This is a genomic window from Paenibacillus sp. LC231 (assembly GCF_001860525.1).
Lineage (GTDB): Bacteria > Bacillota > Bacilli > Paenibacillales > Paenibacillaceae > Paenibacillus_AQ.
Genome location: NZ_JFOM01000053.1, coordinates 108,781 through 130,703 on the forward strand (window position 1 = coordinate 108,781; position 21,923 = coordinate 130,703).

A 21,923-nucleotide genomic window follows, 5' to 3' on the forward strand; every position below is an offset into this window, starting at 1 on the left:
TTCTACTCCTTGCCTTCGCTTTTTCGTTCCGATAATGAAGTTTCAATGATGGCATCCAAAAGTGCGCTGAACGAATAGCCCGCCGCTTCCGCGCTTCTGGGCAGCAAACTGTTCTTCGTTAAACCCGGGAGCGTGTTAACCTCCAAAATATACGGAATCTCTTCCTTCAGGATGATATCGATCCGGGCATACACACTGCACTTCAGCGCCTTATAGCATTGAAGCGCAGCCGTGAGCACCTGCTGCTGAAGTTCGGCGGGAAGCTCAATCACTTGCTCATCCGCCTCGCCTTCTTCGTATTTGGATGTATAATCGAAAAATTCGGAGTTCGGCTTGATGGACACAATCGGGAGCATCTCACCGTTCAAAACCGCGCAAGTGATCTCTTCTCCCTCGACCATTTGCTCGATCATCACGGAGCGGTCCCATCGCAATGCCTCTTCTACGGCGGAGGCAAGGGCAGGCGTATCACGCACGATCCGAGTACCAACACTGGACCCGCCTGCGTTCGGCTTCACCACGACAGGATAACCGAGTCCCTCCACGTCAGCGGCGGCCAACTCCTCCATACTGCTGACCATGATCCAATCGGCTGTAGTCAATCCCTCGTACCGCAGCAGCTTCTTGCTCAAATCTTTATCCATGCAGACGCTGCTGGAAAGAACGCCGCTGCCAGTATACGGAATGCCCAGGGAGTCGAGTGTGCCTTGCACCGTCCCGTCTTCCCCGTATTGCCCGTGCAGGGCAAGTAAAGCCATATCGATGCCTTCGGTTTTGCTGATCAGCTCGCGTTTATCGTTAATCTCGATCGGATAAACCTCGTAGCGGTTTTTATCCAGATGAGCGATCATCTCTTTGCCGGTCATGAGCGAAACTTCCCGCTCGGAGGATACGCCTCCCATGATGACGCCAACTTTCATGATGTAGACCTCCTAAATAATTTCTTCAAGCTGATTGCCTATGCATCACTCCGCTTGCGGATGATTCTTCCGACTTCTCCGTGCAACCAGCGATCTTTTTCTCAGACCAACTTCCCTGTAAGCTGATTATCACTCCGCATGCGGATTATTCTTCCGATCTCTGTTGCCATCAGATTTCTGCTGATTTGAATATTCATTTGTTGAAATCCGAAAGCAAAGGAGAACGCTTCGCTTCTACAGAATAATTCCGCCTTCTCCGTTGAAGTCAAAGATCTTTTCCACAAACCAGCTTTCCCTGCAAGCTGATCATCACTCCGCAGTCGGATTATTCTTCCGATCTCTGTTGCCATCAGATTTCTGCTGATTTGAATATTCATTTGTTGAAATCCGAAAGCAAAGGAGAACGCTTCGCTTCTACAGAATAATTCCGCCTTCTCCGTTGCAGCCCACGATTTCTCGGAGAAGTATTCTTTGTATGTTAATCATCACTCCGCATGCGGATGATTCTTCGATCTCCGTTCCATCCCGTTTACATCAGCTTCCTCGCAGCCTCGCCGATGATGCGGATCCCCTTCTCGATGTTCTCATCGGAGACGCGGGAGAATCCAAGACGCATGGTGTGATGGCCGCCGCCATCGGTAAAGAAAATGTCGCCCGGCGTGAATACCACGCCCTGGGCTGAGCAGGCTTCCAGCAGCTCCCGAGTCCGGAAGCCGGGACCGAATTCAACGAACAGGTGAAGCCCGCCGTCACCGGACAACCGCTCCATCGGGAGCCATTCCTCGCAGCAGCGGATCGCAAGCTCATATTTTCGCTTGTACTCGGCCTTCGCTCTCTTTAAATATTTCTCGAAGTTGCCGTTGTACAAATATTGAAAGAGCAGGGACTGATCCAGGGTCGACGTATGAATGCTCCGGGCGCGCTTTACGCTTTCCAAATAATGAATCAAGGTCTTGTCGGCCAGCACCCATCCGACTCGCAGGCCGGGAAACAGAATCTTGGAGAAGCTGCCTAAATAGATCACGCTGTTGTTCTCGCCGCCTGCACATGCAACAAGAGGCGCGATATGTGAGCCCGAATAGCGCAGCTCTTCGTTGAAACCATCTTCAATAACGGGAATTTCGTACTCATTCAGCAGCCGGAGCGCTTCCAGCCTCTTCTGGTGAGACATGACGATTCCTGTAGGATTATGATAGGAAGGCACAAGGTAGGCCATGTCGTACGTCCGCTCCGACAGCTCGCGTGCAAGCCCTGTCAGGCTGATGCCGTCTGGCTCCATCTCGACGCCGGTAATGGCATACCCGTGCATTTTAAAATTTTTTATGGCTGTATGATGGGTGGGATTCTCGCACAGAATGCGGCCATGCCCTTTGTTCAGGGCGGATAGCACCAGACTTAAGCCTTCCGTAAAACCACTGGTGATCAGCATATCCTTACCTTGAATATTCACGCCCTTGTTCTCCATATAACGGAGGAGGTAATCGATAAGGGGTTTATAACCCTTGGCGTAACCGTAGTTAAGAAGTACATCACCTTCAAGCGACATTCGGTCCAAAAATGCGCGCTTGACATTTGGCAGATCGAACAGCTTCTCATCGGGGGCGATGCTGGTAAAAGATATAGAGCCCTTCTCAGCGCGGATGCCGTGTTTCATCAGATCATTGGCTTCCGCAAGCCTGGCGTATTCATTCAGGCGAGGCCCCCAATCCAGCCGTTTGCCATCGGGCTGCATGGGTGCTCCGCTGATCGAAGGGACAACAAAGTGCCCTTGCCCTTTAACCGCATAGATATAGCCTTCGCCCTCCAAATCCGAGTATGCGCTCAGCACCGTATTACGGCCCACTCGAAACAGCGCGCTTAGCTCACGCGTGGAGGGGAGCTTCTGATCGGCTTGCAGCGCCCCGGTTGTCATCAAGCGCTTCATGTAATCCTTGACTTGAATGTACGCCGGGCGGTCATTCGCCAACTTGAAATCCAAATACATCGTTCATTTCCCCCTTGCTCTAATGATGGCATAATTTCGGCGGCACCACTAGAACCACAGCAGGCCTCTTTCGCCTCGGGCGTGGTTTGCCGATAATCTTGGCAGAACCCAGGCTATGTCATCTCTAGATCGGACTGCCCTTTGCGCCGGTATACCTGAATACATACACTTTCTCTTTATCATGGAACCATACGAGGTCATGCACAAGCAAGAAAGAACATGCTTGGTATTCATCTGGCGAGAAAAACAAATCGTGATGCAAATCAAAACGGCCCCACCTTCTCAAAGGAAAATGGGGCCGTTTTTGCATAGAATTTATGCGGTCTGATTGACCATGATGAATAGGCTTTATATGTCGTAAGCGCCGGTGCGGTTACTTCACAACCAAACTTTCCTTGATCTTATCGTTGATCCACTGCCGCTTCGACAGCAGCCACTCCTGCTCCCTCGGATACGCCTTAAAGGTGATCGGCTCGTCAAGCCCTTCCTCCAGCGCCTGGAGCACAGCCTCCCTGCCGATCTGCGTCTCTAGCAGCTGAAGCGCTCTCAAATCCTGAAGCGCTTCCTGGAATACTTTCAGCCGAATGGATTCGATCGGTCCTTCCTCGCCTGGATATACCACGAAAGCATCTCCGGAAGGAAAACCGCAATCCGCATCCGTCACCTTGAACGGGTCAATGGCGCGCTTCGAGTATTGCGAGTTCCAAAAGTTATATCCCCAGTGGAGAAATCCCTCGATGTTAAACTTATACAACTGAATCCCGATGATCCGGTTTCTTGCCGAGGGCAGATTGAAGAATCGGTTGGACACATCCTTGTACTGGGAACAGCAATAATAGGTCCACAGCGGCGTTACCTCCTGATCCAAGAAAGGCTCGATGTGGTTGCTTGCAGGAATCGGGCGCTTCACAAGCCCTTCCTCATAAAACGAAATATCGGAGAGCGCGTCAATGATCGGGTAATCCGGCAGCAGCTCGTTCATCAGCCGGCTTGCATGACCGTAAGCCTCCAGATGGGACACGGACGGCTCATCGGAAACATGGAAATAGCAGCGCTGCTTAAGTCCCCGGCCTTCAATCCAGCCGGTCAGGGCCGGTATGAATTGTCTGATGAAGGCATGATACTGTTCTCCTGTCGCATCCGTCTCCCATCCGAACAGCTTCTCGGGCTTTCCGTTCACATTAGCGATAATCTTCGGCGCATGCCCGGCTCCCCACTGGGTGAAAAGATGAGAAAATTCCAGGTACTGAATCCCATTAGAATCACACAGGTCTGCCCAGCGGTCCAGCTTATCAAAACCAAACGTATACGCTCCATCCGAGGTTACGGCGACGTCAACCAGCTGCACCGTTGGCCGTTCTCCCCCCACTTCCGTATCCAGCGGAGGCGTAAACAATGGGGTCAGGATCATATTGATGCCATTCTGAGCGGCGGTCTGCATAAACTGACCGATCAACGCCCAGTGCCGTTCACTAAATATCTCCACCTCGTAGTAGTTCGCCAAACAATCGGCATGGAACCATTCCGTATGAATCAGCGTCTGGTCCGGCAAGGTTGCCGGTATCACTTCGAGCGTGAACACCTCTTCTCCAAGCGACTCGCCCGATTCCGCTTCAAAACGGATCCGGATTTCATATGTACCGCCCTTGATCTCACCCTCAGGTTGTACCGTAAACCACAGACTTCTCCACTGGTTCGGGCATCCGGTTACAACAGGCTCTGATGCCAGAGGCAGCAACGGGTCCGGATACAGCCCGGGGGCAGCTCTTAAGATAAACTCATCATGATCATGATACGTAGGCAGCTCCGATGGAACCAGGCCTACAGAACGGATGGTAATCCGATCACTCAATGATGATTGCAGGTGAACCCGGATGTTTTTTAACAAACGATTGGAACGGTATGCAACTTGAAACGAGTACGTCTCATTGCCAAACGAAGACCCTCTGTCATACGAGGCCTGGGACAGTTCTTCATCGGCAAATACTTTGGACAAAGAGCTTAACAGCCGGGTCTCAAATGATACGGAATGGCTCATGCAGGTTACATCCTCTCTACAATGAAATGGGATACTTTCACGTACATCTTACACTAATCTGGATGGAACGGAAGGTAAATTTTGCGTTTTCGAACAAAAGGAGCCACCGCCCTTTTGCGATGGCCGCCTTATTATCGCACCATACCGAAATTCCGCCGAATGTTAGAATTCTTTCACCAATCCGTCGAACTCCGATATACTTCAAAGCCGGACAGACGCGGACACCATCTCGATTCCAAAATGGTAAGCCGGATATATTGAGCCCGTACAGCGGGAAAGCGGCAGATGCGTTTGCGCCCGATTACCGTCCCGGATTGAATCGTGTGCCAGTTCCCGTTTTCCATATATTCAAGCTCGAATCGCTCGATCCGCTGCCCGTACCGGTATTCAGCCAATACGATATGATCAAAATCGATCGCCCGCCCAAGGTCCAGCTCAATTACGGCGTATTCCGTGCCCTCCTCAGGGCTCCAATACGTATCCTTTCTGCCATCGACAACAAATCGAGCCTCCAGCCCCGCCTTCGTCTCGGATGCCGTAACATCCGCATCAGCAGCCAGATTGGTTTCAAATGTATTTCGAATGGCGTCACCCAGTTCCTGCAGACGCTGCAGATCGTTCTCATGAACAAGTCCGCGGGGATCCGGCGGAATATTGAGCAGAAAGGTGGCATTGCCGCCAACCGAGCCGTAATAAATATGCAGCAATTCTTCCAGCGATCGGACTTTATCGTCTTCGGACGCATGGTAGAACCAGCCGGGACGGATCGAGGTATTGACTTCGGCCGGATACCATACCAGCTCCTTCTCGCCCTGAATGACGCTCCGGCTGCCGAGATCCTCTTCGCTCGATTCATAGCGGCGCGCAAACTCCCGGTCATCGGTTTGCTGCGACTTTTCCTGGATCGCTTCATTCTGACGCAGCGACGCCGGAACGACGCTCCACTCCGACTCCCTGCATTGCCCCGCTTCATTCCCGCACCAGCGAATGTCCGGTCCGCATACCGAGATGGCGGCATTCGGCTGCAGTTCCCGAATCAGGGCGTAGTACGACTCCCAATCGTATTCCTGACGCTTGCCATTCGGACCTTCACCACAGGCGCCGTCAAACCAGACGCTGAATATCTCGCCGTAGCCGGTCAGGAGCTCTCTTAGCTGATTCAGAAAAAATTGATTGTACCGCGGCGAATCCCCATACGACGGTTCATGCCGGTCCCAGGGGGACAAGTAGATGCCGAACTTGATTCCCCCTCTCCTGCAGGCATCGGCAACCTCCTTCACCACATCCCCGTGTCCGTTTCGCCACGGGCTGCTCTTCACGGAATGCTCCGTATACTGACTCGGCCATAAACAGAACCCGTCATGATGCTTACAGGTCAGGATCAAGCCGCGCATACCGGCACTGACACAAGCGCGCACCCACTGATCCGCATCCAACTGCTCCGGATTGAACAGGGCCGGATCTTCTTTTCCCGTGCCCCATTCCATATCCGTGAACGTATTGATGGTAAAATGAAAGAAGGCGTAGAACTCCATCTCCTGGACGGCTAATTGACGTTCCGAGGGCTTAATATTGGCCGCGTATTCAATGAAATTGTGCAAGCGATAAACCTCCTATACCTCTATCCTTGGTTGTCTAATGCTTTCTGATGAATCTCCAGATACTTATCCAGCTGCAATCCTTTAAATCCGCTGACATAGGCATCCCAGTCCTTCTCGATATCCTTGCTGCCGGTAACGAATTGGGCCAGATTCGATTTCACGTAATCCTGAATCGTCTTCTGAATCTGCGCGATAAAGGTTGCGTCTTTCGGATCGATGAACACATCCGTCGGGTACACAAGCTCCGGTTGGGCAAAAGGCTCGTATTTCTTCGCAGCCAGCCACAAGCGATATTCGTAGGCTCCGTTTCCGAGCGGATCTTCCGGAGCGACAAAGGATTCGCGGAGGGAATTCACCATCAGCATCGTGCCGAGCTGCCACCAGGTTACGTCAAGCGATCCCTCTGGCACATCCCGTTTCAGCGCTTCATATGCAGCCGGCTCGCCGTTGTAATCAAGCGCGCCGGACTCCGCCTTCCGCCATCCATCTCCTTCAAAACCCCAGGAAGTCATCACGGTGCCTTCTTCGGAGAACAGGTAATCCGCCAGCTTAATGGCCGCGATCCGCTGCTCCTCCGTCGCTTTGTTCGTAATGACAAACGATCCGTCTCCTGCTCCGACGCTATAACCTGCAAGCTGCACGCCGTTCGGTCCTTTCAGCGGCGGAACAACATCGTATTCCTTATGACGGGGCTTCGCGTCGGTCGGCTCCAGCACGCTGCTGATCAGCGCATAACCAACGGCGCCGACCACATTGTCCGCTTTGTTCCCGAGCTGCTTGACGGCATCGCCGTTTTGCGTAAACGCTCCTTTGTCAATCAGTCCTTCACTGTACAGCTTGCTGAGATATTTCAAGCCTTCCTTCCATTCGGACTCAGCCGCGGACAGAATCACCTTGCCATCCTTCACGCTTAGATAGGTCGTGCCATTGTTATATATAAAAGCATTCATCAAAAAGGCATCAACTCCTCCTCCCCACACATCAAGAGAAGTAGTCATCGGAATTTCGTCGGCCTTGCCGTTCCCGTTCGGGTCCTGCTCTTTAAAGGCTTTCAGCACTTGATAAAATTCATCGGTCGTGGTTGGCATCGCTAGACCTAACTTCTCAAGCCAGGTCGTATTGATCCACATCCGCTGTCCATACGTGCAGTGCAGGCACTCGTTCACCTTCGGAAGCGCGTATATATTTCCGTCCGGCGCGGTCATCGCCGATTTTAAATAGGAGACTTCCTCCATCGCTTTTTTTATGTTAGGTGCATGCTGGTCGATTAAATCATTCAAGGGAATAAAGGCCCCCTGCATACCGTACTTGATCTGATCCGCCTTGGATATGCCGGCATTCATAATGAGCGCCGGATAGTCACCGCTTGCCAGCATCAGCAGTTTCTTATCGTTAAATACCGCGTCGGGTGTCGTATTCCATTTGAACGTAATCCCCAGCTTCTCTTCGATATGCTTGGAGAATGGATTGACATCGAGACTCTCGATGCCGGCGGACTGGGGAGCAAATACCGACAGTTCAACGGGTCCCTCTGACCCCGGAGGGCTTGCCGGTCCTTCAGTTCCTGTTTCACTCGTCTTGCCGCAAGCGGATAGAACCAGCACTGCCACGAGAACCAGACTTAAACCTATTCCAGTGAACCTTTTCAAATGAATTCCTCCCTAATATGAAATGCTTGCCCGTACTTCGCATGACGAGCTGTAATTTTGCATATACCCCCTATGTGTCCGATCATCGGAATTACCTATTCTATAGTGCCGGCATCACCTCCTTCACGGAATAAGAATCACCCTTTTAAAGAACCGATCATTACGCCTTTGACAAAATACTTCTGCACAAACGGGTAAATGATCAATACCGGGGCGCTTGCCACCACGATCAGCGAATACTTCAGCAAATCCTTCAGCCCTTCACGGACCAGCAGTTCGTTGACGTTCGTCACCATTTCGGCGCTGACGGAATTCAGGATCAGAATATCCCTCAGGAAGATCTGAAGCGGAAACAGGCTGCTGTCCTTCAAATAAATCAAGGCGTTAAAATAGGAGTTCCAATGGCCAACGGCATACATGAGTGCGAGCACGGCCAAAATCGGCTTCGATAGCGGAAGGACGATTTTAAGGAAAAAGGTAATATCGCTGCTCCCGTCCATCTCGGCCGCTTCGGCCAATTCATCCGGAATCGTTGTCTGAAAAAAGGTTCTGGCGATGATGACCTGAAACACGGCTAGCGCCCCCGGTATAATCATGGCCCAACGCGTATCGAGCATGCCGAGCGACTTCACAAGAAGATAGTTCGGAATGAGCCCGCCGTCAAAAAACATCGTGAACACCAGCAGCATCATGATGATGTTGCGAACGTAAAACGTTTTGCGGGCGAGCGGATAGGCAAGCATCACGGTGAATGCGACATTCACGATCGTGCCGACAACGGCATAGAACAGCGAGTTGCCAAACCCGATCAGAATGTTGGAATTTTGGAATACCGCTTTGTAGCCGATCAGGGTCACATCCACCGGCCACAGCCACACTTTGCCCGAGGACACTGCGCCCGGAGAGCTAAAGGATGCGCTTACAATATGCAGCAGCGGAAACAGGATGACGATCAGTACGACAGACAGAAACAAATACACGATACCAAGGAAAATCCGGTCTGCAGCGGACTCCCGTACGGTTGATCTGCTCATGCGCTACCTCCTACCATAGACTTGTGGATGAAACTTTTCGGGATACGTAATTGACGATGACCAACAGAATGAAATTGATAATGGAGTTGAACAGGCCGATGGCGGCGGAGAAGCTGAAGTTGGCCCCGAGCAGGCCGACCTTGTACACATAGGTAGAGATGACTTCGGACGTGTTCTGATTGAGCGGGTTTTGCATAAGATAAATTTTCTCAAAGCCTAGACTCATCAGATTGCCCAGGTTCAATATGAGCAAAATGACGATGACCGGAAACAAGCTGGGAATATCGATATTGATGATCTTTTGAAGCCGGGTTGCCCCGTCCACTCTTGCCGCCTCATACAGATCCGGGTTGACTCCCGCCAAGGCCGCAATATAGATGATGGCACCGTAACCAGTGAACTGCCACACATCGGACCAGACATAGATTGACTTAAACAGTTCCGGCACGCCAAGGAAATCAACGGTCTCAAGCCCCAGTGCCCGGAATAGATTGCTCATCAGCCCCGTGTTGGGCGAGAGGTTCACAATCAGAATCGAGACGATGACCACCGTTGATATGAAGTACGGCGCGTATGTCACCATCTGGACGGTTTTCTTGAAGCGGCCGTTTCGGATTTCATTCAGTGCCAACGCTAACAGAATGGGGGCCGGGAAACCGACCAGCAGGCCGTACAGGGAAATCTCGAGCGTGTTGCGGACATACTGCCAGAAGAACGGAGCATCGAACAATTGCTTGAAATAATCGAACCCTACCCAGGGACTGCCGAATATCCCCTGTACGACGTTGTATTCCTTGAATGCAATCAAGACGCCGAACATCGGAACGTATTTGAAGAGGATGATGTAGACTAACGGGAAGAACACGAGCAGATAGAATTGCCAGTGCTTCATCAGCTTCTTCCTCGTTCGGTTCATAGGCTTGTTTGGCGGTAAATTCGTTGGCGCCTGTGCATCTGCAGGTACTGGGATTGCGCTGCTCATTCGAGCCACTTGGGTCACCCTCCTTCGCTTTGTGTTGATCCCAAGTCTAGGGCCGACAACACCTTCCGATCAATAAACAAGATTCTCCGAATCAACGTATTTCCGCGAACAGTGGGAACTTAAGGTCCGACAGGCCTTAAGGGCGTATAAACCTTTTTCCGTGGCTAAACCTATCTCCGTTTACAGCAAAAAGCCCGCGGGACGGTTCATCCGCAGGACTCTTTTGCTTGGTTATATATGCATGACCTGGTCAGAAGGATTCTCTACTTGATTCAGTACGCATGAAGCAGTTAGAAGCATCGTTAGTTCCCGTAATTCTGCTGCTTATAAGCAGCCTGCTCACGGTAATCCCCCGGTGACATCCCCATCAGCTTTTTAAACATCCGGCCAAACGAGATGGCATTGGAATACCCAACTTCGGTCGCGATATCTTGTACAGGCAGCATGGTCTCCTCGAGCAGCTTCCGGGCATGGTTCATCCGCAGCTCAATTAAATAATCCACGAATTTCTGGCCGGTCTCCTCCCGGAACAGCTTGCTCAGCGTCTTCCAGTTCATATTGAAGCGTTCGCTTAAATAATTGAGAGACAGATCCGGATTGCTCGAGTTCTGCTCCATAAACAAGCGCACCTTCTGAATCGTGTCCGCATGATTCCGGCCCTCCATGAGAGCGAGCATACTGTCGTACAGAGCGGATAAAGCCTCCCCGAACTCCTGTTCCAGCTGCTCCAATGTATCGGATGATTGAAGCGCGTTCCGTAACGCAGGCTGCCCCTCTGTCAGCCACAAATCCTGAAATTCTTTTGCCATGCACGACATCTCACGTCCGAGCGAGTACATCATGTAATCCACCAGGTTCACCACGCCGTCCCGGTCCAGCATGTTTTGTCCAATGTTAAGGATGAGGGCATTGTATTTCTCCTGCCAATCCCTGTTGCCGAGCCGGAAGGATTGAGCCATCGAACGGATCAGGTTCAAGAAATCAAAGGCATGGCCCCGCTCCTCCCCGGATACTTGGGTGTAATGAATGATTCGGTTCTCACCGAGGATCATTTTGTATTTCAATGCGGTGCGTGCCTGATCATAGGAGTCCGGGATATCCGTATATCGCTCTGTTTTCTCCCCCATACCAACGGTTATGGTCAGCTTCAGATGCTGCTCCACCCACTGGCGGGTCTGCTCAAGCAGCGTGACCACATGCTGTGCTGCGTCCTGGTCATCCGCCATCGTCATCACGCCCAGCTTCGAAGCGGATATCCATTCTGTCCAAGCACTCGTTTCCTGCCCGGCTGCAATTTCTTGAACGACGCTTTTGAGGGCAAATTTGATCAAATACTGGTCCTGCTGCGGGTACTGCTCGCAGAACAATGGATATTTATCGATTTCGATGACATTGACGATCTGTGATTCGGACAAGTCCGGCAGTCCCATGACGTCCCGCTGCTCATTCCACTGCTCCATATGGGACGGGTACTGCCCCTCCATCAGCTGCTGGAACAGATACGCTCTGCGCAGCAGCAAATCCTCCCGATGCTGCTGTTGAAAGCTGCTCGCCTGTTCCAGCATACTTTCGAGTGCCGATTCGATAAATGCGAACTCATCCTGTTTGCTGTTATGGATCAGCGCGCTCGTTTTAGACTGTGAATAGTTATGAATCCGGGACACGATGGCTTCAATCGGCTTATAGTTTCGGCGCGTAACCACTACGATCCAGACGACCCCGGCAACGCACATGAGCAAGCCAACAATAAACCAGATATTGTACAGCTGGCTGACGATACCGACCACTCTGCCTTGGGTAAGACCTCCCTCATATACCCACCCGGTATAAGGCGAAATCGCCTTGGAGACAAGCTCCCCACTCTCTGCCATGGAGGTACCGGGGAGCATGGACTGCCCCTGCGTATCCTTCATATGAATGAAACTAACATCGGGATTTACCATGCCCTGAATCATGTTTTGTATGGCGTCCACCTTGATATTAACGGCAATAACGCCTTTCCCATGGGTAACGAAGGGTGCATCTCGCACCAGGGTCACCACATGCTGCATACTGTTGAAGCTGAACTCCCGGAAATTCCGCATCGCACTCCACTTTGCTTCACTATTGACCTGGTCCAAATAAGGCTTGAGAAAGTCATAATCCGCATAATCCTGCAAGTTGAACGAGGACGAAGTACTCAACACGAACTCATCCTGGGTCCGCACGAGCACCATGGAATCCACAAGCGGATTGGACACCTTGAACTGCTTCATGGCCTTCACCGCCTGCATGTTCAAATAGACGTTGTCCTGATCCTCATGATTGAAAAATCCCGACATATCGGGGTTGAACAACAATTCCTGCACGAGCAGCTGATCGATGGCCTTCAGCGAGTTGTCCACCGAACGCATCGCCTGATGAATCATCGTTTCATTTGCCTGAATCGCACCTTGCCGAGACTGTTCCCCGAGCATCTGGAAAAAGACAAAAAACACAAATGAAATCACGATAAAGAAGACCGGCATATACGATAAAAGCTGACGGTAAAACCACGCTTTTCTTCCCATAGGCATCCCCCTAAAGCGAATAATTCCTTATCTCATCGTCGATTTGAAGTAATTTCATCATAGAAGAATGAGCGGAGTTTACCAACACTTTTTTAAAGAGCGGAAGAAAAACAAGTCTAAAGCATCACGACTTCCATAGCATGGACGTGGTCATTAAACATATGTGATTTGAAAGCAATGAAGGGAGTTAACAAATTCAAAAACTATTTGATTTTATGTTACATAATCTTGAAAAGACTATTTGTACTCCTCTTATAGATTTTTAACAAGTGCACAGCCGGCTGATCATGCGCTTGAAGAACACGAACAATCATCTTATCCTCCTTTTGAAGAATAGTGCATATACACGTCTCTTAAGTTACCTGCTTTATAATATGGATACTCCATCTTCTGCTGAACTTGAAGAACTGTCTCCTTGGTCGTCAACATTTCGACCAAGTATAGCCCCAAGTCGATGGAAGCCGTAACCCCCGCACCAGTTACCGTATTACCATCACGCACAACACGAGCAGAAATCACTTCCGCACAATAAGGAGCCAGTAAATCATATGCTGATGAGTTGGTAGTAGCCCTTTTCCCATTCAGGAAACCAGCTGCGCCCATTAGCAAAGCCCCAGTACAAATAGAAATCTTATACGGTACAAGTTCCGCTGTCCGAACCCAGCTCATGAAATCCTCATCAAATCGAAGCGTTCTGGTTGATAAGCCCCCAGGGAAAAACACTAAATCAAATTCACCTAAATTAGGCAACACCGCATCGGACTTCATTTTAAGCCCCCGGTCATCCGTGATCTCCGGCCTGTCTGCACAAAACGTCCATGATACGTTTTCCTTCGCTTTCAGGATCGCTAGCCAGGTCACTGCTTCATAAAATCCAGCTAAGTCCATGCTTGTCATTCCATCGAATAACACAAACGCTATTTTCATCGCCGCTACCAGTCCTTTCATTCCTTGAAAAATAAATAAAGCGCTTGATCAAAAGATCAAACACTTTGCCCAGGCGTACGGCATATAAAATATGTGCTTCCTCGTGGTTCAATCCACTTTTACGCCAGTCACACATACCAGATTTTTAATACTTAATATACATGATCTTTGTTCACATTGTAAATATATGGATTAAAGTAAAGAAGGAGCACCTGCCGCAGCAAACTGCTCCTTGTATATTGACATACATCTCCCGTTAGTTGAGGAAACCATGCCCTGCCAGTAATCAAAACATAACCGTTGACGATCCTTAGTCCTCTTGGAGAGAATTATGTCCTGTAAAACCCTCTTGGATCTTTTTCATTCTTTCAAGGTGTGGTTTCAACTGCCGTAGTATCTCCGCTTTATGTGACTCTATTTGATCTTGGAAAAACATGTGATGTGCGTCATCCTTAATCGACGTAATCGTTTCGTTTAACGCGCGGAGCTCAGTCGCCAATGAGCGCAAGGTTTCTCTAGTCTTGGCGTCTATTGTTTTAGGATTAGACTTCCAATACAAATAGCTTATATGGTATAACGGTGGCCATGTCCTTGCCTGAGTTGCAAGATAAAACATATCCTGCTGCATATTCGTTGTCATTGCCGTATTATTAACTGAAAGCTGAGGAACAGCATTGTTTCTGAAGGTATCGCTAAATTCAATGATTGTTAACAGTTGCTCATCGATTTCTTCCGCTTGGATCTTCGCCTTATCGATCAATTGCCGAATCTTAGCAGGATCTTCATTTTCCTTCGACTCACTAATTGCCATTAAAGTGTCAGCAAGCGGATTCATTTCAGAAGCGTGCTTTACTAAATAGACAAATGCCGAGTCGTTCTTCTGCTGATACAGTGAATAGAGGTCATTGTATTTTACAGATGATTGGTTTTCCAAATGTTTGTACATCGCAGCGTTTATTAATATGTAAATAATAAGTATTAGTACGTAAATCTTTATGTGCTTGGGCAAAGGGGACTTCCTTTCTGAAACATTTAATTGTCCTGGTAGCGTAAAACATTCAAAAGAATAGTTTAGCATGGAATTCATCACCCATAAATGGATAATATATTCCACTAAACTGCCCGTTTGCTTTAATGGGATGCCAAGATGGATTGACCTTAGGCAACCTTGTTATCGGGCATGTATTCACTTTCTCCTGAACTTACTTATTAATCATTCAATAATGAAAGAATTTGTACATCTTTCGCCTACAGGCCTGATTTTCATCAGGATACAATGGAAGCTATCAATAGGCGAGAGGTGATTAATCATGAATGCACAAACGGCACAGCCGGTGGGCAAGGCCAAGCTGGACAAGAATATGAAAGCGGTTGCCAAAACACTCAAAGGGCGCTGGAATGCTCCGTTAGCCGGCTACCTGTTCATCGCTCCCTGGCTGCTGGGCTTTCTTATTTTACAGCTGTGGCCCATTATCCAGTCCTTCTATTTATCCTTCACCGAGTATTCGCTGCTGGAGCCGGCCCGCTGGATCGGACTTGAGAACTACCAGGATATCGCTCACGACCGGCTCTTCTTCAATTCGCTGAAGGTGACATTTCTGTACGTGATCGCTTCCGTGCCGCTGAAACTGCTGGCCGCGCTGGCTGTAGCCCTGCTGCTGAACCGGAACATCCGGGGCATATCCTTTTACCGGACCATCATTTACCTGCCCTCTCTGATCGGCGGGAGCTTGGCGGTGGCCGTGCTGTGGCGCAATATTTTCGGTTTGAACGGCTTCATTAATCAGCTCGTGATTTGGGTCGGGATCGCCCCCAAAAACTGGATCGGCACCCCCTCCACCGCCCTCGGCACCCTGGTGCTGCTGACGGCCTGGCAGTTCGGTTCATCGATGATTATTTTCCTTGCCGGTCTCAAGCAAATCCCAAGTGAGCTGTATGAGGCCGCCTCCGTGGACGGGGCCTCGCCGCTCCGCAAGTTCATCCGGATTACCCTGCCCATGTTATCCCCGGTCATCCTGTTTAATCTGATCATGGGCATCATCAACGCATTCCAGATGTTCACATCGGCTTTTGTTGTCACGAATGGAGGACCGGTCAATTCAACCGAGATGTTTGCCCTGTTCCTGTACAATAAAGCCTTTGGATCCCTGCAGATGGGCTACGCCTCGGCCCTGGCCTGGATATTGCTCGTTATTATCGGCATCGCCACGGCGCTTAATTTTGTCGCGTCCAAATACTGGGTCTTCTACGAAACCGAAACGGAGGGCCGCAAATGACAGGTTCACATAATAAACAAAACTGGCTGGTCCATGTAGTGATGATTGCATTCTGTTTCGTGATGTTTTATCCCGTGCTTTGGTGGATCGGAGCCTCCTTCAAATCAACACCGGAAATCAGTCTACCCACCCTGTTCCCTAAAGTATGGTTGTGGCAAAATTATACGGAAGGCTGGATGGCACTGCCCAAGTATACATTTACACGCTTCTTTATGAACAGCCTCATGCTCAACGTGGCGACCACAATCATTCATGTCATTTCAGCCAGCCTGGTGGCTTTCGGCTTCGCCAGGCTGACCTTCCCGCTGAAGGGGTTATGGTTTTCCATCCTGCTCATGACCCTGATGCTTCCGGGACAGGTCACGCTCATCCCGCAGTATACGATGTTCCATTCCTTCGACTGGATCAATACCTATCTGCCGCTGATCGTCCCGTCAGCCATGGGCGGAGCCTTCTTTATTTTCCTGATTGTCCAATTCATCCGCGGCATTCCGCGGGAGCTCGATGAGTCAGCGAAAATCGACGGCTGCTCCTGGTTCGGCATTTATCTGCGCATCATCATGCCGCTGACCCTGCCGGCACTCATCACCGTTACGATCTTCTCGTTTATTTGGGGCTGGGACGAATACTTTGGGCCGCTGATTTATCTGAATACCGTGGACAAGTATACTGTCCCGCTCGCGCTCAGGATGTTCATCGACTCCCAGTCGGCCGTTCCGTGGGGGCAGCTGCTTGCCGTATCCCTGCTCTCCGTGCTCCCGCCGGTGATCATTTTCTTTCTGGCGCAAAAGCATTTCGTGGAAGGGATCGCCACAACCGGGCTGAAAGGTTAAGTTTCAGAGCGGTAAACGGATACTGTGCCGTGTTCTTTCAGCTCTTCTTCAGGCAGCGGTCAAGACGGAGAGGTTCAAGCATCCGGCTTCCGCCAACCAACATGGACATTGAGGCAGCAGCGTGAATGCAGAGTCCTCATGGCTTCCAAGGGGAGGGAAAAACGCATGAATCCGTTTCGCACGTTCCGCATCGATTACGTTTTTTTCTTCAGCTTTGCCGGTTTTATCGCGGTTCTCATCACGATTATGATGATTGTCAGCTATCGATTTTCGGCAGATGAGCAGGCGGACAGCGCCTCCATGTACCAGCAGGCGGTGCTGCAGCAGCTTAACAAGCAGCTTACCGACCAGATGAGCGCTGTGGAGCAAACCTCGCTGGCCGTGTCCATCAACTCCCCTCTGGTCAACTATATAACGATGAAAGGAGATTATTATGCACGCAAGAAAGCCAGCGACGAGCTGAACCGGGATTATTTGGCGCCGATGCTGAACAGCTCGCGCTCCATGTTTTCCTTTCAGATTTATATGAAAGATCCGCTTCAGGTTGATCCCAACGCCAACATTCAATACCTCCCGCTCGCCTCGGCCAGAGGAGAGAGCTGGTATCCGGCCGTCGACAAATCCGATTTTCTCTGGATCGGCCAGCGCGAGGTCGGTTCGCCGCAGGGAAAGCAGCAGGTGATCAGCTTCGTCCGGAAAATCACCACGCTGGACGGAGTAAACCGGGGAATTTTGATCATCAATGTTCGGGTTAAATTTTTGCAGGAAATTCTGACGGAAGACAACTCCTCGGCCAGTCGGCTGCTGCTCGACTCCGGCGGCCGGATGATCATGCACACCCGGATTGCTCCGCCCCCCGGGGAAATCGACGCCATCCTGGAGCGGGTCAGCGGGGACGCCGGCCATGCGCATCAGTTGTTGGCCGCCGCCGGCTCGCTCCCGGAGAAGGACATGCTCACCGTGTGGTCACGGACGTCCCCCGGCAGCTGGATGCTGGTGGAGCTTACGCCCTGGAAGGAAATCACCAGCGGGAGTGTCCGCCTCGCGTGGACGATGGCCGTGGTTGGAGCCGCCGCCATATTGCTGTCCCTGTTCTTCACGTTGTTCCTTTCCCGAAATTTCACACGGCCGATTCGGAAGCTGGTTCAGCTGATGCAGGCGTTCAATCCCGGGAAAGGCGGGCAGCCGCTGCCGACGGAATACCGCAACGAATTCGGCAGCCTGTTCAGCGGCTACCGCAAGCTCACCGAGCGGATCGAAACGCTGTATGCGTCGCTGGAGCAGCACTATAAAGCGCAGCGCGAAGCGGAGATCAAGGCGCTTCAAGCGATGATTAACCCCCATTTTCTCTACAATACCCTGGACCAGCTGAACTGGATGGCGCTTGAAGCCGGACAGGAGAAGATCAGCCACGTACTCGAGCTGATGGGGCAGATGTTCCGCATCGGACTGTCGGGCGGTGAATCCATGATTTCGATTCAGGAAGAGCTTCTGCACGTTGAATGCTATCTGAAAATCCAACAGTTCAAGTGGGGTGAAGGATTGGTATGGCACTTCGATTGCCCGGAGGATTTGCGGCAGCTGATGATTCCGAAACTGACCCTGCAGCCCTTTGTGGAAAATGCCGTTATGCACGGTTTTCATGGCAAACGCCAGGGCCGGATCCATCTGACTTGCGCGGAAGAGGACCGAGGCATCCGGATTCGGATTCGGGACGACGGCATCGGGCTGAGTGCCGACTGGAAAACGCGCAAACGCCATCCGACGGGCGGATATGGCATCCGCAACGTGACGGAGCGCATTCAGGTTTATTTCGGTCCGCCCTTTGGCGTTTCGCTTCGAAACCGTACCGATCCGTCGGGCACCGAAGCGGAGATCTATTTGCCAAGGCTAAATCAGCAGTGGGATCAGGATCAGGAAGGGGGAGGAAACCATGTGGACCATCGCTATCGTGGATGACGACCGGCAAGTGCTCGGCGGCATGTCCCGGCTGATTCCCTGGGAGCAGCTCGGAGTTCGGCTCGTCTTGGAGGCCATGGATGGTGAAGAAGGACTTCGGCTGATTGAAACAAGCCAACCCGACATCGTCATCACGGATATTTACATGCCGGTGATGAACGGTCTCGACATGATCGAACAGCTCCGTAAGCAGCAGTATGCCGGCAAAATCATCATTTTAAGCGGGTACTCGGATTTTGATTACGCTCGTAAGGCGCTTCGGCTTCAGGTTGACGATTATTTGCCCAAGCCGGCCTCACCAACCACGATCCGCGAGGTGCTGCAGCGTGTTACCCGCGAGCTTGCGGAACGCCGTGCGCTGGAAAACAGAGAGCGGGAGCTTCAAAACCAACTCATGGAGTATGAGCCGTATCTGGAAAGGGAATGGGGCAAATCCATCCTCATCGGAGGGACCTCCTCCCCGCTGACGGATCCCTCCCGTATGCTGGAGCGGCTGGGCTGGAAGAATGCCCAATTCATGATGCTGGCCTTAGAAATCAAGCGCCAGGGACGCATGGAAGGCATCTCCGTCCGGGACTGGCACCTGTTCCGTTTCGCCGTAGGCAATACGGTGGAAGAGCTGGCCGGGCAGGATGGGCTGCGCAGCTATTTCCTGGAGCTGCACAGTCACCACATGGCACTACTGCTGTATAAGCCCCTCACCTGGCCGACAGAGGCGTTCCGCTCGGAAGTTCTGGCGCTGGCAGGGCGAATCATTTCGTCCGTGCATCGATTCCTCAAGGTCAAGCTGCACATCGGTGCCGGTCTTCGCAAGGACGACTGGCTTGCCATCTCCGACTCCACCGAAGAAGCGTTTCAAGCACTCGCCGAGCGGCACGAACCGAATGTCGCCCATCCCTGGGTCTACGTATATAGCGAAGGCGGCTTCCGGCGTACAGCGCCGCGGAACGTACGGCCGGTGCGATTTTTCCAGGAGATGACCGACGCCGTGCGCACCTTCGATGAGCCCAGGGCGCTGCTGGCGCTGGACGACTTCTTCCGCAAAGACGGCGGCGCGGCTCAGCTCCAGCCCGATGAGCTTGCCGCCATCGGAACCCAGCTGTTCGCCATCCTCTCCTTTACCCTGTACGAGTCCGGCATTCGGCTTGACGATGAGCTATCTCTCGCGGACTTAACCAAAGAACAGGAGCAATTGGAAGATGCCCAGCAGTGGAAAGCATGGGTAGCGGAAAAAGTGAAACGAATCTGTTCGCGTTACACGCCCAATGAAAACCTCAAGCATAAGGAAACGGTCGATTATATCATCCAATACATTCATGAGCATTACGCCGAGAACATCCATCTTCAGGATGTGGCCGATCAGGTTTATATCTCCAAAAACTATCTCAGCACCTTATTCCGCCAGTTTACAGGCGAAACCTTTGGCGATTATCTAACCAGGGTTCGAATGGAAAAAGCCAAGAGCATGGTGCTTGAGAAAAAGCTGCTGATCGCCGAAATCGCCGAGCGGGTCGGTTACCGGAATGTTCCGTACTTTACCACCCTGTTCAAAAAGCATACCGGACGCAGTCCCACCGAGTTCCACAAGGCCTAAACGAAGGGTCGCGTTTATTCCTGGCGTCTGAGCATCTCCCCCATCATTCGATCATCGTAAAATACTGAAATGATTTGTTGATTTGTCCCCTACGAGAAGAGCCTTGGACTTGGTACGGTAAAGGAAGAAGAAGATTCGTTATTTAAGGGAGGTTCATCCGATGAGAAAATCTTGGCACCGTCTCGCCGTCGGCGCAGCGGCCGTGCTGTCACTGTCCCTGGTTCTATCCGCCTGCAGCGGGATCAAGAAGGAAGAAGCCGGATCCGTGGAGTCGGGAGACGGCAAATCCATCAAGCTCCGGATCATGTGGTGGGGCTCTCAGGCCCGGCATGACGCAACTTTGAAAGCGCTTGATTTGTACTCTGAAAAGCACCCGGGCATTACGTTCGAACCTGAGTATCAGTCGTTCGACGGGTATCAAGACAAGCTGTCGACCCAGTCGGCGGGGAAAAACACGCCGGATATTTTCCAAATGGATGCCGCCTGGTTCAACGATTGGGCGTCCAGCGGACGGCTGGAGGATCTCGCCTCCATTCCGGCGGACGATATCGATAAGGTGCTGCTCGAGACAGGCACCTACCAGGGCAAACTGTACGCGATGCCGCTCGGCAACAATGCCTGGGGCATGGTGTACAACAAGACGATGATGGACAGCCTCGGCGTTCAGCCGCCGAAGACATGGGACGAATTTTTTGCCATGGCGCGCGACCTGAAGCCAAGGCTGGCCAAGGACCAATACCTCACGCGGGACCTTACCGCGGACGGCGCCTTCTATATGTCGTATCAGCTGAGCATGGGCAAAGGCTTTTCCATGAGCAAGGACGGAAAATTCCATTATGACGAGGCTACCTGGAAGGATTGGATGAACAAATGGGCGGAGCTGCGCAAGGACAACCTCGTGACCCCCCCTGACGTAACCGTATCGGATAAAGCGCAGGACGCACAAATGGACCTGCTCATCCAGGAGAAGATTCTGCTTCGAGGCGCGCATGCCGCGGAGTTCGGCGGAACGGATGCCTTAAAACCCGGCGTGATGGCGTTAACGGCCCAGCCGAGGGGAACGCAGGCGGGCGGCTGGCTGAAAGCCTCCATGTACTGGAGCGTCAGTCCCAACAGCCAATATAAAGAGGAAGCGAAGAAGTTCATCGACTGGTTCGTCAACAGCGAGGAAGCCGGAGAAATTTTGGGTACCTCACGCGGGATTCCGGTCAACAAAACCGTAGCCGATACGCTCCAGCCCAAATTTACGGACGTCGATAAAAGCTCCCTGAGACTAATCAACGAGGTGTCCAAGGACGGCGCCGCGTTTGACCCCGGCCCCGGGAATAAGGGCGGCTGGGCCAACTTCACGAAGGAGTACGACAACATCACGCAGTCGATCATGTTCGGTAAACTCAGCATCGACGAGGGCTGGGACCAGATTGTCAAATTGAGCAAAAGCCTGGAGTAATCCATGCCGAAAAGCTGCTGCTATAATTTTGGATAGAAACCGTCATCGAAGCGGTGGCACGCCAAAAAGCACCTGAAGGAATCGGGTGCTTTTTTCTCGTTTTTATTTTTACAAATCTGAGTAGCAT

The 21,923-nt window shown here is 51.5% G+C and carries 15 protein-coding genes and 1 riboswitch; of the genes, 5 read left to right on the forward strand and 10 right to left on the reverse strand.

The window, feature by feature from the left end:
• Positions 1 to 2: 2 nt before the first annotated feature.
• The 10 genes from AK95_RS33935 to AK95_RS27890 form a co-directional block, all read right to left on the reverse strand.
• The gene (locus tag AK95_RS33935) at positions 3 to 920 is read right to left on the reverse strand and encodes a D-alanine--D-alanine ligase (RefSeq protein ID WP_071223161.1); all 918 of its coding nucleotides are present in this window, start codon (positions 918 to 920) and stop codon (positions 3 to 5) included.
• A 529-nt stretch (positions 921 to 1,449) separates the two neighbouring features.
• Positions 1,450 to 2,904 carry an aminotransferase-like domain-containing protein gene (locus tag AK95_RS27850; protein WP_071223163.1) on the reverse strand — a complete coding sequence of 485 codons (1,455 nt, stop codon included), beginning with the start codon at positions 2,902 to 2,904 and terminating at the stop codon, positions 1,450 to 1,452.
• Between the two features lie 373 nt (positions 2,905 to 3,277).
• Positions 3,278 to 4,942 (reverse strand): DUF4091 domain-containing protein, encoded by a 1,665-nt coding sequence (locus tag AK95_RS27855; protein ID WP_071223164.1) that lies wholly within the window; start codon positions 4,940 to 4,942, stop codon positions 3,278 to 3,280.
• Between the two features lie 173 nt (positions 4,943 to 5,115).
• Entirely contained in the window at positions 5,116 to 6,543 is a 1,428-nt protein-coding gene (locus AK95_RS27860) for an alpha-L-fucosidase (protein ID WP_071223165.1), read from the reverse strand.
• Positions 6,544 to 6,563: 20 nt separating this feature from the next.
• The gene (locus tag AK95_RS27865) at positions 6,564 to 8,192 is read right to left on the reverse strand and encodes an ABC transporter substrate-binding protein (protein ID WP_071223166.1); all 1,629 of its coding nucleotides are present in this window, start codon (positions 8,190 to 8,192) and stop codon (positions 6,564 to 6,566) included.
• Positions 8,193 to 8,329: 137 nt separating this feature from the next.
• Positions 8,330 to 9,226: a carbohydrate ABC transporter permease gene (locus tag AK95_RS27870; RefSeq protein ID WP_071223167.1), complete on the reverse strand. Its 897-nt coding sequence runs from the start codon at positions 9,224 to 9,226 to the stop codon at positions 8,330 to 8,332.
• Positions 9,227 to 9,236: 10 nt separating this feature from the next.
• Positions 9,237 to 10,208, reverse strand: coding sequence for an ABC transporter permease (locus tag AK95_RS27875; protein ID WP_253300292.1), 972 nt, complete (start codon positions 10,206 to 10,208; stop codon positions 9,237 to 9,239).
• Between the two features lie 302 nt (positions 10,209 to 10,510).
• The gene (locus tag AK95_RS27880; RefSeq protein ID WP_071223169.1) at positions 10,511 to 12,757 is read right to left on the reverse strand and encodes a helix-turn-helix domain-containing protein; all 2,247 of its coding nucleotides are present in this window, start codon (positions 12,755 to 12,757) and stop codon (positions 10,511 to 10,513) included.
• Between the two features lie 315 nt (positions 12,758 to 13,072).
• A complete protein-coding gene (locus AK95_RS27885) occupies positions 13,073 to 13,684 on the reverse strand; it encodes a DJ-1/PfpI family protein (protein ID WP_071223170.1) in 612 nt (203 codons plus the stop codon).
• A 60-nt stretch (positions 13,685 to 13,744) separates the two neighbouring features.
• Positions 13,745 to 13,826: riboswitch (ZMP/ZTP riboswitch) on the reverse strand.
• A 168-nt stretch (positions 13,827 to 13,994) separates the two neighbouring features.
• Positions 13,995 to 14,762 carry a hypothetical protein gene (locus tag AK95_RS27890; RefSeq protein ID WP_235613238.1) on the reverse strand — a complete coding sequence of 256 codons (768 nt, stop codon included), beginning with the start codon at positions 14,760 to 14,762 and terminating at the stop codon, positions 13,995 to 13,997.
• Between the two features lie 232 nt (positions 14,763 to 14,994).
• Between AK95_RS27890 and AK95_RS27895 the strand changes: the two genes are divergently transcribed.
• From AK95_RS27895 to AK95_RS27915, 5 genes are all read left to right on the forward strand, one after another.
• The gene (locus AK95_RS27895; protein ID WP_071223172.1) at positions 14,995 to 15,960 is read left to right on the forward strand and encodes a carbohydrate ABC transporter permease; all 966 of its coding nucleotides are present in this window, start codon (positions 14,995 to 14,997) and stop codon (positions 15,958 to 15,960) included.
• Complete coding sequence (locus tag AK95_RS27900; RefSeq protein ID WP_071223173.1) at positions 15,957 to 16,793, forward strand: carbohydrate ABC transporter permease; 837 nt, start codon at positions 15,957 to 15,959, stop codon at positions 16,791 to 16,793. Before AK95_RS27895 ends, AK95_RS27900 begins: the two co-directional genes overlap by 4 nt.
• A 165-nt stretch (positions 16,794 to 16,958) precedes the next feature.
• Positions 16,959 to 18,752 (forward strand): cache domain-containing sensor histidine kinase, encoded by a 1,794-nt coding sequence (locus AK95_RS27905; protein ID WP_071223174.1) that lies wholly within the window; start codon positions 16,959 to 16,961, stop codon positions 18,750 to 18,752.
• On the forward strand, positions 18,727 to 20,346 hold the full coding sequence (locus AK95_RS27910) for a response regulator transcription factor (protein WP_071223175.1): 1,620 nt from the start codon (positions 18,727 to 18,729) through the stop codon (positions 20,344 to 20,346). Before AK95_RS27905 ends, AK95_RS27910 begins: the two co-directional genes overlap by 26 nt.
• A 160-nt stretch (positions 20,347 to 20,506) precedes the next feature.
• On the forward strand, positions 20,507 to 21,796 hold the full coding sequence (locus AK95_RS27915; RefSeq protein WP_071223176.1) for an ABC transporter substrate-binding protein: 1,290 nt from the start codon (positions 20,507 to 20,509) through the stop codon (positions 21,794 to 21,796).
• The last annotated feature ends 127 nt before the right edge of the window (positions 21,797 to 21,923 follow it).

Excerpts from the sequence above, each read along its gene's own strand:
- AK95_RS27870 (WP_071223167.1), bottom strand. The coding sequence starts at position 9,226 with ATGAGCAGATCAACCGTACGGGAGTCCGCTGCAGACCGGATTTTCCTT.
- AK95_RS27910 (WP_071223175.1), top strand. The coding sequence starts at position 18,727 with ATGTGGACCATCGCTATCGTGGATGACGACCGGCAAGTGCTCGGCGGC.
- AK95_RS27850 (WP_071223163.1), bottom strand. The coding sequence starts at position 2,904 with ATGTATTTGGATTTCAAGTTGGCGAATGACCGCCCGGCGTACATTCAA.
- AK95_RS27885 (WP_071223170.1), bottom strand. The coding sequence starts at position 13,684 with ATGAAAATAGCGTTTGTGTTATTCGATGGAATGACAAGCATGGACTTA.
- AK95_RS27900 (WP_071223173.1), top strand. The coding sequence starts at position 15,957 with ATGACAGGTTCACATAATAAACAAAACTGGCTGGTCCATGTAGTGATG.
- AK95_RS27895 (WP_071223172.1), top strand. The coding sequence starts at position 14,995 with ATGAATGCACAAACGGCACAGCCGGTGGGCAAGGCCAAGCTGGACAAG.
- AK95_RS27890 (WP_235613238.1), bottom strand. The coding sequence starts at position 14,762 with ATGCTAAACTATTCTTTTGAATGTTTTACGCTACCAGGACAATTAAAT.
- AK95_RS27905 (WP_071223174.1), top strand. The coding sequence starts at position 16,959 with ATGAATCCGTTTCGCACGTTCCGCATCGATTACGTTTTTTTCTTCAGC.
- AK95_RS27855 (WP_071223164.1), bottom strand. The coding sequence starts at position 4,942 with ATGAGCCATTCCGTATCATTTGAGACCCGGCTGTTAAGCTCTTTGTCC.
- AK95_RS27875 (WP_253300292.1), bottom strand. The coding sequence starts at position 10,208 with ATGAGCAGCGCAATCCCAGTACCTGCAGATGCACAGGCGCCAACGAAT.
- AK95_RS27915 (WP_071223176.1), top strand. The coding sequence starts at position 20,507 with ATGAGAAAATCTTGGCACCGTCTCGCCGTCGGCGCAGCGGCCGTGCTG.
- AK95_RS27880 (WP_071223169.1), bottom strand. The coding sequence starts at position 12,757 with ATGGGAAGAAAAGCGTGGTTTTACCGTCAGCTTTTATCGTATATGCCG.
- AK95_RS33935 (WP_071223161.1), bottom strand. The coding sequence starts at position 920 with ATGAAAGTTGGCGTCATCATGGGAGGCGTATCCTCCGAGCGGGAAGTT.